The sequence below is a fragment of the Caballeronia sp. LZ035 genome (assembly GCF_031451175.1).
Lineage (GTDB): Bacteria > Pseudomonadota > Gammaproteobacteria > Burkholderiales > Burkholderiaceae > Caballeronia.
Genome location: NZ_JARUXS010000003.1, coordinates 1,333,141 through 1,346,941 on the forward strand (window position 1 = coordinate 1,333,141; position 13,801 = coordinate 1,346,941).

Here is a 13,801-nt window from a genome sequence, read left to right on the forward strand (position 1 = left end):
GGCCGACTGGGCTGATGAGATGGCCATCTCCACCCTGCAGGCGAGTCACGCTGCAGGGTGCTTTTCCTTCAAAAAAAGCATCGACAACACCTTGGCGCTCGACAGCGAGCACGCCTCGCTCCGGCTGCGTGGGCGGGCTCAATGTCCGTCGGAAGACCAATGAGGGGGATCGCCCGCGAACATGGCCTTCACCACGCCAAAGGTCTTGCCCACCTTCACGAGCTTGCGATTGGTACCGTCGCGCGGGCCGGAGTCGATCGTCACGCGTGTGCCATCGCCATCTACCAACGTGAGCGTGCCGGCCCAATAAATGGTCATATCGATTGCCTTGTGTTCGGTGTGCCGGCTATGCAGCGCCGGCTCCTTCGCGATGTCATAGGCATCGACCATGGCCTGTGCCGCTCTCTTCGACGCCGCCGGGTCGCCATGATCCCACACGATATCCACGCCTGACTGGGCAGGTACATCCTTCGGTTTCACCTCATCATGCGCGAGCGCGTAGGCATAATGCATCAGATACGCGCGTTCAAGCGGACGATATGTCGACGACACCTTGACGGTCGCGTGGCCGTCCTGCATCGACTTGATGAACGCGTCCACGCCGGTCTTGAAGGTACGTTCCAACTCCGCCGTGGATCGGCTGTCGGGAAAGCGCTTCACCCACTCGGGGCCGCTCAACTGCGGAAGAGTCAACGCGTCGGCGTCCAGGCCGTGGACGGACGCGAGTTGCCGAAGTATGGAATGTCTGACGCCCGCGAGTGTCGCCTGCTGGTTCGAAAGGCCCTTGCGTTGCATGAGGTCGTCGACGACACCCAGGCTCTCCAGAAGCGATTTTGAATCGACGCCTGCTCCAGGGCGCACCACGTCGATCCCGGAGGAGCGCTTCCGTGCGCCGGCACCACCAGCGCCATCGAGCGCGTTCGCCCCTGCGATTCCCGCCTGCACAGGGGCCGCGTTTGCGATCCGCTTGCTGGTGGCCATGATGATCTCCAATGCTCGCCCGTTTTCCCATACCTGCCGTCTACTCGATTCGCGATGACAGGTTTGCAATGACGAGGTCGGTTGATACTCTCGCCAGCAGATCGGAATCGATCTCGGCGCCATCGAGCGCGACCCTGACCCGGTTCGATCTTGCTGACAAGGCTTCGCTGGAAAGCAACGGTGTCTGCGTCGCGGCGGGCAGGTCCTCGTTGCCCATCATGCTGGCGGCGCTAGCGTCCAGCGTATCGCGCAGAACTCGCGGCGCATCGGACTCTTGCGACAAACGCAGCAGATAGCTCGCCGAACTCTCAGTGGCCGTAGAGCCCTTGAGCACGCCCGCTTCCTTCAACCTTCTGGTCCAGCGGGCGATCTCCTCGATATAGCCGACGATCATGCTCAGGCGATCCGACTCGATCAGGTCGTCAGACCGCGCGATCGCTTCGAACAGCTTCTTTCTGGGCTCGTCGGCGGCAACCAGGCTGCCTCCTGCAAGCGCCGCTTTCACTTCTTCCCACAGCGCATTGAACGGCAGGCGCGAGTCGATCGTGAAGACATCTTCGCATTGCGTCTTGCGATACTCGTACGCAACAAGCAAATAGTCGGCATCGTCGATCGTCGACACATCGGTGTCGTCGTGACGAACCTTGACGATGCCATTCTGAACAGTCAGTTCACCCGACACCCCCGGCAATGCCCCGGCGAAAATCTGATAGCCGCTCTTCCTCAACGCATTGCCGTCATACATGCCGAAGCGCGTGCTGACATCGTCGAGGCCAAGTACGTTGCCCAGCCGCTTGGCCATGTCCACACCTGACCGGGCGACCAGTCCGGCAGCCGGACCGCCGATCGTTCCCGCCGCATCCGACACGAGATCGAGCATGCCGCGCAACGGCCCGGTATTGCTGATTCGGCATAGCGCCGTGTACATGCTCACGCCACCCGACAGGAAGGGCGCATCCTGTACGATGTACTGATTGGAGAACTCTATGCGCTGCGCACCCCCCGGCACTGCCGGCTTGTCCTTGCCGCCGCCCTCTTCCGCCTCGGACAACTTCTTGCGTACTTCGTCGTAACTGACAATGTAAGGCACGTCACGGACGGAGTGCCCATACTGGTAGCGCAGAAAGCAGCTGCACATTGGGAGATAAGTCGAAAGATAGCTACCGATTTCCGCGAGCCTCACCTCGACGATTCTGACGCTGAAGTAACACTTGTTCGGTTCGAACACGTCGCCGCTCAACGCCGCATACTGAGGATCCGTTTCAGGGTCGGCCCGGATGATCTCGCTCCTGAAATTCCTTGGACGCCACGCTGGCGAGCCCAACGAATCGTGGGTCTTGTCACTGGCGCCCAACAGCCTTGCAACGAATCTCAGCATGTCAGCCTCCCAAGGCAAGCCTGCAACGACGCACTCATTCGTTCTCTACGGCGACCGCCGAAGCCCACAGCGGCATTCCGGAAAAAGCAGCCTTGGCGTTCTGGCAAGCGTCGCGATACGCCTCGCCAATCGAGTGCGACTCTGAATGGATGTCCCGCAGGTACACCTCGTAAAAGCGATCGAAGAACCGCTTGCACCCGGCAGCATCCACGTCCCAGCGAAAACCGAGCACGGCCTTCGCTCCGCCTCGAATCGTCTGGATCGCCGTCTGCACCGACGCGCCGCGACAAGAGGACAAGACCACGAGTTCGCAGCCCCCGGCCTGTACCCACTTTCCCAGTTCCGTAGCGGATATCGTGTACGCGGTCTTGTTCTCGCCAGGAAGGACAAGATAAGTGCTGCCGTCTTCCAGTCGCGTGGAATGCCCGGAAAAATGCAGAATCTCGAAGCGGCCCGTCTCCAGGAGGTGGCGTATTGCCTTCGCCAGTTCAAGCCCGGTTCTCGCGTTCGGTCCGCCGACGACGATAGGCCTCTTCAGCAATTTGTACTTGCTGCCTTTCGCGATGTGCTTCAGCAAGTCCAGTTCGTCATCGATATTCTTGAGTGGAGCAAGGTATTGTTCCTCGGTGCGCTCACCCGTCGTGTCATAGACGAACTTTACGTTGCCTTGTGCATTCGCCCGAACGAACAATACGCGCGGTGCGCGCCCCTGCAGATAGAACTTGTGCGGCTCGCGACGATAAATCTGCGCCAGACGGACCCGCCGCGCCATCGGAACCAGCGTGCAAAGGAACGTTTCCGCAGAGTCCAGGTTGGGACTTGCCAATTCGAAGGGCAAAACAAACAGCTTGGTATCGTCCGGATGATCGCCGTTGATCTCGAAGCGCAACTCGACTGCGACCTGCTGCATGTCGGTCATCGGCTTTGCAGCCGGAGGCGGCATGGTCTTGAGCATGGCCGCGATATGCGGGCCGATCGAATCATTGATCAAAACGTCGAACAGTTGATATCCAATCAGGTTCAGAGTTGACTTCCAGTCCGGCTGCAAGTCCCCGCCCCTATACGGATTGAATGCGCCGACGCTCTGGATCAGAAACGGAATGTGTTGCTTGTTGATATAAGGTTTCGCATCGGTGCAAAACTCTCCATACTCGGTCTTGAACCGGTAAGTGGCGGAATCCTGGCCCACATCGATCGTGATGCGACGCTTCACCCGCCGCTTTCCTGACACGAGATTCTCAAGCGCGTCACGGAACTCGCTGCTCGCGTCGTGTGCAAGATCGGGACGAGTCGAGAACAGGACGACATTGCGGCGGCTGAGCACCGCAAGCTCGAGCTTCTCGATCATCGTCGAGCTCAACACCATGACCGGGATCATTGGCGCCGCCGTCTCCAGCCAGTTGAGAAAGTGGCTGGCTGCCACACCGAGGCCGCTGTCCGTCGTACCCGCCTCGAAGTTCACCGTGCCGTCGACAATGATCAAAAGCGGTGCAGGACGTGCTTCACTGACGCCCTTCAGGTCCTCTTCCGCCGCATTCGTCGAGGATCGACGCTGCCGTTGCGCTCTGAAGATCTTCTGCAAAAGGGCCGGCGTCTCGTCTGTGACCGGAAGGACCGCAAAGAAGAGATCGAGCAGATCCGGCACGACATCCCGGTTGGTCACGACAAGGATCCGATCGAACCGGGGAACCGGGTCCAACGCCTGCACAATCTGGTTCATGGCTGGCCTCCGGCCCCAACGAGCGGAAGCTCGATGACGAACCACTTAACGATGGGAAGCGCGCCGGACCGCGTGGTATCCGGCGGCTCCCTGTCCAGCTTGCCATCGTGCGCATGGATGACATCCTCGATCGCCTCGAGTGACAGACTTACATCGCCGGTTGCAAGGCGCGACGCATTCCACAGCGGATCCTCCGGATCCGGACTGCCTTGTGATCCACCCTCTGAGACTGCTTCGTTCAGCGCGAACCTGGAGATCGCCCGTCCGCTGTCAGCCGCGATGTCGACGATCACCTTCGCGTTCTCCGCCGAACGGATGCGCAGCAGATAGCCGACGATCGACCGCATGACAAACGCAAGCCGGCCTTCATCGCCTTTCACGAGCAAAGCTTGCGGCGTCGAGGAAGTAAGCTCGATGCGCGACCGGTCTCGTTCCGGGAGCACGCCAACGATGTCCCTCAGACACCGGGGCAGATTAACCATGTCGCTCGTTCTCCTCGGTTCTTCCCGTATCGACAGCCCCTCCGCCAGTCGCTCGAACGTGATGTCCGCCTTGCAGATCTCCGAGACCAGACGTTCGGTCACCGAGCCAGGACCGCTGATCCGGCCCAGGGCGTCGCCCGATGCCTTGAGCAGTTGCGGTAGCTGCCGCGCGAGTGTCGAGGCGAGCGTCAGCGGCGCGCGTGTCTCCTGAGCCACCTCCGCGACGACCGAGCGCAGGAACCGCAAGTCCCGGGACCAATCCTCCTCGCGCAAATCCGTCAGCAACCAGATCTCGACGTCGAAGGCTTCCTTGAGGTCGTAGCGCGACGCCTGCACGGCACGCCGCCTGCTGCCGTCGCTTTTGAGCTCCAGGCGTTGCTTCTTCCGTACGGTTCTGCGCGCAAGGACATCGAGTGTGTTCTGATCGGTGTCGGACAAATACTGATTCAGGAAGATCGACTCGCTTTCCGCCGGACGGAGATTCTTCTCACCAAGTATCACGCCTGCGATGGGATTCATCTCGATGATGGAACCATCAAAGCCCGTGATGACGATGCCCTGCTCCGATGTCTTCAGCAACACCTTCTTCATCTGTACGAGCATCTGCGCGGTGAGTCCCTCTTCGATGATCGAGATGATGTCGACGATCTCATCGTGATCGGGGCCGCGAAAGGCATGAGCCGCCCGGGATTCCACATCGATCACCCAGCGCGTGCGCTTGTTCAGTCGGAGGGGAATGGTCATCGCCGAACGAAATGACTGATTCAGCGTGATGTAGTCGTACTGCTCCACATCCGGATTGCCGATCTCATCCACCACGAGAATCTTCGACTCCTTGAGCGTCCGGGCCAGCATGCCATCCGAGATGGGCTGCCGGAAATCGGGCTTGAGCGAAAAGCTGGCGTCGGGCGGCTGCTGGCTGACCAATTTGAAAAGCTCTTCGTGCCGGTTCACCCTGAGCAGACCAACATATTCCCAATGAAAGTGCTCGGCAATCCGGGTCACGATGGAAACCGCTTTCTCGGGAAGCGGCGTGGCCGACGCCAGAGACTGCTTGATTTCTTCCGCGAATGCTGTCTGTTCGTCTCGCATCTCCTGTTCGAAGCGCAGCAGGACGGGTTCGAGATCGAGTTCCCTGAGCTTCTTCAAATCCACTTCGTCGTACTTTCCCGCATGCTTCGAACATAGCGTTAGCGATGACGTGATCTTGCTCGATCCGAACGCAGGCAGTGTCACAGCGGAAGCGATGCCGTATCGCCGATAGCTTTTTACGATTTCGCTGTCACGCAGGACCTCATCACCCTGAGTGAACTCGTCCACGCTCGGAACCCACGTCTTCCCACTCGAAAGCCACGCCTCTGACCAGTGCGGCAAATCCATCCAGCGCGCAGGCCACAATTCGTCCTTGGGAGGCCTGATGCCTTTTTCTCCCGACTCGATTTCGACGGCTTTGAAGAGAAACGGATCGTGCGCGTAGACGCCGAGTATGGCGTGATCAAATTCAAACAAGCGCGCCAATTGCTGCACGACAGACGCGAATCTTTCTTGCCACTTCACGCGCGCGCCGTGTTCGCTGCCATGATCTGGTGAACTCGGCGCGATCATGATTCTGCGGATGCGGTCGCGCGCCAGATCAAGCGTAGTGAGCTTTATGACGGCCAGGACACCGAGCAGCCTGCGATCGGGCATCATGTCCGGCGTCAGAATCAGGCGTACGTCCCGCCACGGAGCGTCGACCGGCGCTTTGATCGTCACGTCGAGCGGCACGGCCGTCCTTTCCGTTTCGCAGCGCTGAAGCCCGTTCTCGATCGCACTTCGGTCGTCGTCCTCGAACATGTCGGTGAGCCGCTTGCCAATCAGACTGCCGGAGGTTGGACCCAGCGTCTGTTGCGCTTCGTCATTGGCGAAGCGAACGATACTGTCCGTCACCCGCAAAATCGTGTACGGCGTGGACTCGAAACGCTGCAACTCGCCTGCGCGGAACGGCGTGCCGTCCACGATCGCCACCAGCATCGCATCATTCCAATCCTTTACCCGATATAGGGGATGCAGGATCAATGGAACGATCTCACCCGTTGCCGATTCGCACGACCCGCATATCGGCTCACTGCGATCCGTGTCGAACAGCGTGGATCGATCCACGCCGAACACGGGCAGCGCCGCGTTGCTACGGGCGTGCTCGCCAATCAGACCGGTCAGGGCGTCATTCTGTTCGACGATGCGTCCGTCCCGATTGACCGCGACGAACGGCATATTCGACTTGAGTAGCTGGGTAGCCAAGACCGCATCGCACGATTGTGGCGGAGCATACGGCGTCCGCTCTGCGCGTCCAGTATCCAAGCCCATGTCTTCTCCCGATACGATCGGCACTTCCAACGGCAAGCCGGCTGTTATTCGAGTAAGAGTCACCGGATCACAACTTCAGTCGCGCGTATTGAAAGTGGATCGTTGCTGCCAAGCTCTATGGCCAGGCCGACTGAATGGATTCGCGAAGTATAGTCATTGAACAAGCGCTTATCGGACAAAGATCTGGACGGAAGTGACTGTCTGCACGCGGCATCTCGTCAAGAGAAGCGTGTGGTCGAGCCAGCGACAACGCTTTGATTGAGCGTGTTTATGGTCCGCGTCATGCAATGCTCAATCATTGCCGCTTCGGATATAAGAATGTGCCGGACCAGAAGGTCGCCTTTCAGCTCAGGCACGCTCGTCTGACGATTGACGGATCTTGCACTTCGCAAGGTCCTTTCCTAGATTGAGATGAATCGCATAACCAAGGTTCTTGAAAACCAGCACGACGCATAAATCATCCTTCGCACCCGCACCAAAAGGCCAAGAACATGAACGACTCGACCATGGCTTCGCCCATCAGGCATCTGCGTCTCTACTTCCAGGACGAGAACGCGAAGATTCCACAGAGTCTTTCGGCAGTCGAACAGATCGGACGATCGCTATGGCTGGCAGGCGACGAATCGCGCTCGGTAGAACGGCTAGTGGGAATGGACGAAGCAAACTTCAAAGATCATAGGAGCTTCGATCTGCTCCAGTACTTTCCGATGCTAGTCACGCAGGACGACGAAATCGATCTGGAAGGCCTGTGCTGGGACAAGACATCCAGCCGTCTCTGGCTAACCGGCTCTCATAGCTGGCGCCGCAAGCAGCCCAAGCCGGATTCCACAGACGAAGAGGCGTTCAGAAAACTCAGGACTGTGGATCGGCAGATCAATCGCTATTTGCTCGGATCGATCCAGCTCGAACCGGAGACGGCGCACCCGGACATCTGGGCGCCCGTGGCCGATAGCGGGCGCGCATTGCGTTTTTCCGAGAAAGGAAACGCGCTCACGGATCACCTCAGGGACGACCCCCTCTTCAAGCCCTTCATGAATATCCCGTCGAAAGACAATGGCTTCGATGTCGAAGGTATCGCCGTGAAGGACGGGAATGTCATGATCGGCCTGCGCGGGCCTGTATTACGTGGTTGGGCCAGCATTCTGCACTGTCGCTTCGAGTCTGGAGCGCAGCATGAGCTGATACCGCTGTCGCTGGGTACACGCCCGTACCTCCACCACATCCTCGATCTGGATGGACTCGGAGTGCGCGATCTCTGCGTCATCGACGACGACTTGCTGATTCTCGCAGGCCCGACCATGTCGCTCGACGGTCCCATGCGCGTCTTCCGATGGCATGATCCGTTCGGCCTCACCCACGACACGCATGTCGACGGCGCACGGCTCGAACGGCTTTTCGCCGTGCCGTGGGGCGAGCGTCTGGATCATGCAGAAGGCATCACGGTCTTCGAGCGCGACGATCGACCACCGCGCCTCCTGGTCGTCTACGACAGCCCCGACCCGGGCCGTCTGCACGGCGGAAGTTTCTTCGAGGCTGATCTGTTTCGCTTGCCTGAATGAGTTCACGCAGGCGCGACGTCTCTCGATACCTTGTCGAAGACACCGCTGACGAATCGGTTCAGGTATGTTCTTGCCGGTCCACGGCATCAAGAGGAGAGAACTCATGGCGACTTCGATTGGGAGCGTAACGGATGCGACGCCCGGCGCGCATGGTTTCGATTGCAATGTGCCGCTGACGGCGGCGACCGCAAAGGCGATGCGTCAGAAGGGGTTCGATTTCTGCGTGCGTTATCTTTCGCGACTCGCACCTGAGGGCGGCGGCGATCTCTCGAGCGCGGAGAGCAAGGCGATTCTCTCCGGCGGACTTGGGCTGATGGCGGTTCAGCACGTATCGCGGCCGCATTGGGTACCGAATGCCACGCTGGGTGAACAGTTTGGCGCGGGCGCCGCCGCAAACGCGCAGGCCATCGGTTTGCCGCAAGGTCTCATCCTGTGGCTCGATCTCGAAGGCATCAAGGACGGTGTGGCGGCGGGCGACGTCATCGCGTATTGCAACGCCTGGTTCGAAAAGGTGGAAGGCGCGCATTACAAGACCGGCGTATACGTCGGTGCGAACTGCATTTTGTCAGGCGAAGAACTGTTCTTCCGACTGACGACACAGCACTACTGGCGCTCTGGCAGCCACGTTCCCGATATTCCGCAACGCGGGTATCAGATGGTGCAGTTCATTTCGCCAACGCCGGACGTCGTGAACGGCATCGCCATTGACCGTAACGTCACCATGACCGATTCGTTCGGCGGCATGGTCAACTGGATCAAATGAAACAAAGATCTCTTCGATCGAAACCGCCGCTGAATCAAGCTGAGATCGTTGGGCGTCAGGGAGGCTTACGTGAACAAAGAGCCAAAACGATGGGGTGGCAACAAATGCACTTTTTTCTTGTGCGTCACGGTGGTGCTCACGATCCTGATTCCCGACCTGATGATCGTCCATAAGATCGGCGCCGGCCTGGACGCGAATCATAGATCCCTGACAGCGTGGATCATCGATATCGCGCTGCTGCTCTTCTTCTGCGCTGTCTGCGGCAAGGGTACCAGCGGGCGGCTCACAGGCGTGCTGATCGACAGCCGCAATGTCATGTCGCTCTCGCGCATGCAAATGCTGGTCTGGACACTGCTCTTCATTGCGACACTGATCGTCGGCCTGATGATCAATATCGAAGCCAACAGCGCGGAACCCGCGAAAGACATCCATATTCAGTGGGAACTCGTGACGTTGATGGGAATCAGCATCACGTCGCTGGTCGGATCTCCGCTTATCCTGAGTACAAAGAAGGAGCAGACGCCCGACGCCGGCTCGCTGGATACCATGCTGTTCGATCTCAAGGATCAGCCTGGCGCGACGCATGACGGGAAGATAGCGACCAACGCCACTCCCGCCGATGCGCGATGGTCTGATATGTTCACGGGCGAGGAAGTCGGCAATGCCGCCAACGTCGATCTCTCTCGAGTGCAGCTGTTTTATTTCACGGTGATCGTGGCGCTGGTGTACGCCGTCATGATCGGCAGCGAGCTCACGCGGTTGACTGAAAATCAGCCTTTCGAAGAATTCCCCGCCTTCCCGCAGATGTTGCTGGCGCTCATTGCCGTGAGTCACGCCGGCTACCTGACCGCGAAGACATTCCCGCACACGAAGTCCGCAGACGGCACGTCGGCCGACACGGACGCCGACGGAGCGGATACGACGCCGCCCGCAAACCCGTCTGCCAATGCCGTGGGGTGAAACGATGAGCCTTTCGCCGGAGTACACCATCGAGCAAGCCTATCTCACGCGGCCTTCGAAGCGACGCTCCGGTGAATTCATCAATCCCGGCGTGAAATTCGTGGTCGCCCATGACACAGGCAATCCCGGATCCACCGCGCGGGCCAACGTGAGCTATTACCAGAACTCGCGCAATGAGAAGAGTGCATCCGCACACATCTTCGTCGACGACAAGTCCATCGTAGAGTGCATCCCCGCCATGACCGGCGACCAGCCGGAAAAGGCGTGGCATGTGCTCTATGGCGTGCCGACGGACAACCGCCTGTTCGGCTTCGATGCGAATGACGCCGCAATCGGCGTGGAATATTGCTACGGCCCGAAGATCGACGCCGATGAAGCGTATCGCCGTTATGTCTGGGTGATCGCAAGCATTCTCCTGCGCTTCAGGCTGCCTTCGGACAAGGTTGTCGGACATCACTTCCTCGATCCGCATCGGAAGACCGATCCTGTCTCCGGCCTTGCGCGCAGCCGCCGCACCTATGACCAGTTACTTCGGGATATCGCCACAAAGCACGCCGCCCTCGCCGAAGGCACAGGCCCATTCGCTACGAACGCCGGCGAGACGCCCTTCTCGGCAACCGGCGGCAAGGCCGAGGTGCAGACAAGCGTGAACGTCCGCCTCAAGGATCCCACCCGTCTTGCTGCAGTGGTACGAACGCTCAGGCCGGGCGAGCAGGTGAGCTATACCGCGGTCGTGGACAGCGGTGAGGCGGTCAATGGCAACGCACGCTGGTTGCAGGACGTCGATGGCAACTTCCTCTGGAGCGGCGCCGTGAAGGCAGTCTGAGGGCCGGCGTCGCATCTTGATGACGGCATGACGGATGATGCGGCAAGCGATTCATCAAAACGTCAGCCACGACCCGCGTTTCCGCCGCCTCATCGCCGTTCGCTTCCACCTTGCCGTTGCGTTTTAAAAATCAGATTTCGTGCCTCAGGGATCTGGCACTCGCGAACTTTACGGATCGATCTCAACGCGGAGGTCATCATGCGACGGGCGATTTGTCTGGCGGCCTGCGGGTGCTTGGCATTTCTTTCAGCAACTCAGACGCTCTACGCGCAAAGCTCTGCGACTGCGCCCTCCGTGGCGGCATCGCAGGCGGTTGCTTCAACGACTGGCGCCGTACCCGCAACGACCGCTTCCGCTGCCTCAGCGGCTTCCGCTTACGACAACTGTGCAAACGCCTCGGGCAACTGCGCACGGACGACGGTCAATGCTTTGACACTCGGAAAGACAGCGGCGGGAACCGAGGTCAATCTGCATGTGATCAACGACGTCCGCGCGTTGCAGGACAGCTCTGCGGACGACATCCTGGTCAAGCTGGGGAAGGAGTTCCTGTGGCCACTTACTTTGATCATCGTGTTGATGACCATCATCAGCACGACCATCTCCTACGTTGCGGGAGAGCGAACCGCCAGTGCCGCTCGCGTCAACCTGCTCGCTACGTGTCAGAGAAGTTATTCGGACATTGCCTCTGAGTTGTTCGATCTTCACCTTGCCTACAAGAAGCAAAAAGACGTAGGACCGGTTTCGCTCGAATGGATCGAGGAAATGCAGTTCAAAGCGCGGAAGGTGCTTACCCGGTTATGGAGCCTTCAGCACGCGCAGTATCTCTATTTCGAAGAAGGTCTCATCAAGCCCAAAGTGTTCAAGAGCTGGCTTGAATTCAGGCACATGGAATACCGCTCGACCAATCGATACAACTTCGAGGGTGTCACGTTCCGCGAGACGTGGGAGGAATACCGATCCTATCTGCGCAGCACGAGCCGCTTCCGCGAACTGATGGAAGCGGCAATGGAAACTGACAAACCCGATCAGGCCGGCGATCCGCATGGTGCCTGCATCGCCGCCATGATGAAATATTTGACGCTCCATCATCCACGTCTCTCGACACGGTTGAAGTGGCGTCTATACGCGTGGTGGAAGAATCGAGCGAAGGCGCAGTGACGGATCTCGGCGCTCGGGGCAGAAGCGATGTCATGCAAACGACGATACACTCCTGCCGTGGTCCGCCGTGGTCTGACGCATCGCCGCGCAGTTCCACCCGCAATCTCCGCGACATCCCGGCGTAATGTCCAGCCAAGCCTCTGCACATTGCAGATCAAATCATGGCCGAAGCGCTTTCTCATTCCGTGGATCAGGACATCTAGCGCATTGCTTTCCACTCTTTACCACGTTCCCCTGGCGAGCACCGCAGGATCGACCAGCCGGTCATACTCTTCACCGTCGAGAAAACCAAGCGCAAGCGCGGCGGCTCGCGGTGTCACGCCGTCGCGCAACGCCGTCGCCGTGATCTGTGCGACGCGATCGTAACCGAGGATCGGATTCAGGGCCGTGATGGCAAGCAGTGACCGGTCGACATTGGCCGCGAGCCGCTCCCGATCCACTTCGATCCCGCACACGCAGCGCTTTGCGAACACGCGGACGGAATCAGCGAGCACGCGCAACGACTGCAGCAGGTTGTAGACGAGCACCGGTTTGGCAACATTCAGTTCGAAGTTGCCCGAAGCGTTGGCCAGGGTGATCGTCTGGTGATTGCCGATAACCTGGAAACACGCCTGCACGAGCACTTCCGCAATCGTGGGATTGCGCTTGCCCGGCATGATCGAGGAAGTCAGCCCGTCATCGGGAAGGCGCAATTCGCCGAGTCCACAGCGCGGACCGGAAGCGAGCAAGCGAATGTCGTTCGCGATCTTCAGCAGCGATGTCGCGATGGTGTTCAATGCGCCCGATAGCTCGACCAGCGCGTCGTGTGCCGCCATGCCTTCGAATTTGTGCGGGCTGGGAACGAACGGCAAACCGGTCGCCTGCGCGAGCGTCGCACAGAAGAAGCCGTCGAAACCCGCGGGCGCGTTCAGGCCCGTGCCGGCGGCGGTCCCGCCTTGCGGCAGAATCAGGAGACGAGGCAAGGCATCGTCGATACGGGCGAGCGCGTTCGACACCTGGAGCGCGAAGGTGCCGAACGTCTGGCCCATGGTCATCGGCACGGCGTCCATCAGATGGGTCCGCGCGACTTTCACGACGTCGTCGAAGGCGTGACTGCGTTCCGCCAGCGCCGCGCGGAGCTCGTCCAGCGCGGGGCGCAAGCGTTCGTTCATCTCGATCGCGGCCGCGACGTGCATGACCGTCGGAAAGCTGTCGTTCGACGATTGCGACCGGTTGACGTGATCGTTCGGATGCACCGGCGCCTTGGTCCCGAGCGGCTGTCCAAGCAACTCGTTCGCGCGGTTCGCGATGACCTCGTTGGCGTTCATGTTCGTCTGCGTGCCGGAGCCCGTCTGCCAGATCGTCAACGGAAAATGGTCGTCCCATCGGCCTTCGCGTAGTTCGGTCGCGGCCTTTTCGATGGCCGAGGCAAGCTCCGGCGCCAGTGCGCCGCACTGCACGTTCGCGCGCGCGGCCGCGTACTTGTGCAAGCCGAACGCACGTATCAGGACTGCCGGGAAGCGCTCTTCACCGATCTCGAACAGACCGAGGGCACGCTGCGTCTGCGCGCCCCAGTATCGATCCGACGGGATCTCGACGGGACCAAAGGCGTCATGTTCGATTCGCGAGTGTGTGGTCATGGCAGATTG

At 59.7% G+C, this 13,801-nt stretch carries 10 protein-coding genes and 1 pseudogene; 5 read left to right on the forward strand and 6 right to left on the reverse strand.

Annotated elements, in window-relative coordinates:
• Window positions 1-138: 138 nt before the first annotated feature.
• From QCE88_RS28730 to QCE88_RS28745, 4 genes are read right to left on the reverse strand one after another with little or no spacing between them, the layout of a single operon-like run.
• Window positions 139-981: a hypothetical protein gene (locus tag QCE88_RS28730; protein WP_309908271.1), complete on the reverse strand. Its 843-nt coding sequence runs from the start codon at window positions 979-981 to the stop codon at window positions 139-141.
• Window positions 982-1,021: 40 nt separating this feature from the next.
• Complete coding sequence (locus QCE88_RS28735) at window positions 1,022-2,359, reverse strand: hypothetical protein (RefSeq protein WP_309908272.1); 1,338 nt, start codon at window positions 2,357-2,359, stop codon at window positions 1,022-1,024.
• A 34-nt stretch (window positions 2,360-2,393) separates the two neighbouring features.
• Window positions 2,394-4,079, reverse strand: coding sequence for a CHAT domain-containing protein (locus QCE88_RS28740; RefSeq protein ID WP_309908273.1), 1,686 nt, complete (start codon window positions 4,077-4,079; stop codon window positions 2,394-2,396).
• Window positions 4,076-6,907 (reverse strand): PAS domain-containing protein, encoded by a 2,832-nt coding sequence (locus QCE88_RS28745; protein WP_309908274.1) that lies wholly within the window; start codon window positions 6,905-6,907, stop codon window positions 4,076-4,078. The genes QCE88_RS28740 and QCE88_RS28745 overlap by 4 nt, the downstream gene beginning before the upstream one ends.
• A 491-nt stretch (window positions 6,908-7,398) precedes the next feature.
• On the opposite strand from QCE88_RS28745, the gene QCE88_RS28750 reads away from it, so the two are divergent.
• From QCE88_RS28750 to QCE88_RS28770, 5 genes are all read left to right on the forward strand, one after another.
• A complete protein-coding gene (locus QCE88_RS28750) occupies window positions 7,399-8,466 on the forward strand; it encodes a DUF3616 domain-containing protein (RefSeq protein ID WP_309908275.1) in 1,068 nt (355 codons plus the stop codon).
• Window positions 8,467-8,569: 103 nt separating this feature from the next.
• Entirely contained in the window at window positions 8,570-9,229 is a 660-nt protein-coding gene (locus tag QCE88_RS28755; RefSeq protein WP_309908276.1) for a glycoside hydrolase domain-containing protein, read from the forward strand.
• A 69-nt stretch (window positions 9,230-9,298) separates the two neighbouring features.
• Entirely contained in the window at window positions 9,299-10,189 is an 891-nt protein-coding gene (locus QCE88_RS28760) for a hypothetical protein (RefSeq protein WP_309908277.1), read from the forward strand.
• Window positions 10,190-10,193: 4 nt separating this feature from the next.
• On the forward strand, window positions 10,194-11,015 hold the full coding sequence (locus tag QCE88_RS28765) for a peptidoglycan recognition family protein (protein WP_309908278.1): 822 nt from the start codon (window positions 10,194-10,196) through the stop codon (window positions 11,013-11,015).
• 198 nt (window positions 11,016-11,213) lie between these two features.
• On the forward strand, window positions 11,214-12,173 hold the full coding sequence (locus QCE88_RS28770) for a hypothetical protein (protein ID WP_309908279.1): 960 nt from the start codon (window positions 11,214-11,216) through the stop codon (window positions 12,171-12,173).
• A 122-nt stretch (window positions 12,174-12,295) separates the two neighbouring features.
• On the opposite strand, the pseudogene QCE88_RS28775 reads toward QCE88_RS28770, so the two are convergent.
• Window positions 12,296-12,391: pseudogene (locus QCE88_RS28775) on the reverse strand (DNA-binding response regulator); the annotation flags it as partial.
• A gap of 3 nt (window positions 12,392-12,394) precedes the next feature.
• On the reverse strand, window positions 12,395-13,792 hold the full coding sequence (locus QCE88_RS28780; protein WP_309908280.1) for a class II fumarate hydratase: 1,398 nt from the start codon (window positions 13,790-13,792) through the stop codon (window positions 12,395-12,397).
• Window positions 13,793-13,801: the final 9 nt, after the last annotated feature.

Coding starts and splice junctions, on each gene's coding strand:
- QCE88_RS28765 (WP_309908278.1), top strand. CDS start 10,194: ATGAGCCTTTCGCCGGAGTACACCATCGAGCAAGCCTATCTCACGCGG.
- QCE88_RS28780 (WP_309908280.1), bottom strand. CDS start 13,792: ATGACCACACACTCGCGAATCGAACATGACGCCTTTGGTCCCGTCGAG.
- QCE88_RS28770 (WP_309908279.1), top strand. CDS start 11,214: ATGCGACGGGCGATTTGTCTGGCGGCCTGCGGGTGCTTGGCATTTCTT.
- QCE88_RS28740 (WP_309908273.1), bottom strand. CDS start 4,079: ATGAACCAGATTGTGCAGGCGTTGGACCCGGTTCCCCGGTTCGATCGG.
- QCE88_RS28750 (WP_309908275.1), top strand. CDS start 7,399: ATGAACGACTCGACCATGGCTTCGCCCATCAGGCATCTGCGTCTCTAC.
- QCE88_RS28755 (WP_309908276.1), top strand. CDS start 8,570: ATGGCGACTTCGATTGGGAGCGTAACGGATGCGACGCCCGGCGCGCAT.
- QCE88_RS28745 (WP_309908274.1), bottom strand. CDS start 6,907: ATGGGCTTGGATACTGGACGCGCAGAGCGGACGCCGTATGCTCCGCCA.
- QCE88_RS28730 (WP_309908271.1), bottom strand. CDS start 981: ATGGCCACCAGCAAGCGGATCGCAAACGCGGCCCCTGTGCAGGCGGGA.
- QCE88_RS28735 (WP_309908272.1), bottom strand. CDS start 2,359: ATGCTGAGATTCGTTGCAAGGCTGTTGGGCGCCAGTGACAAGACCCAC.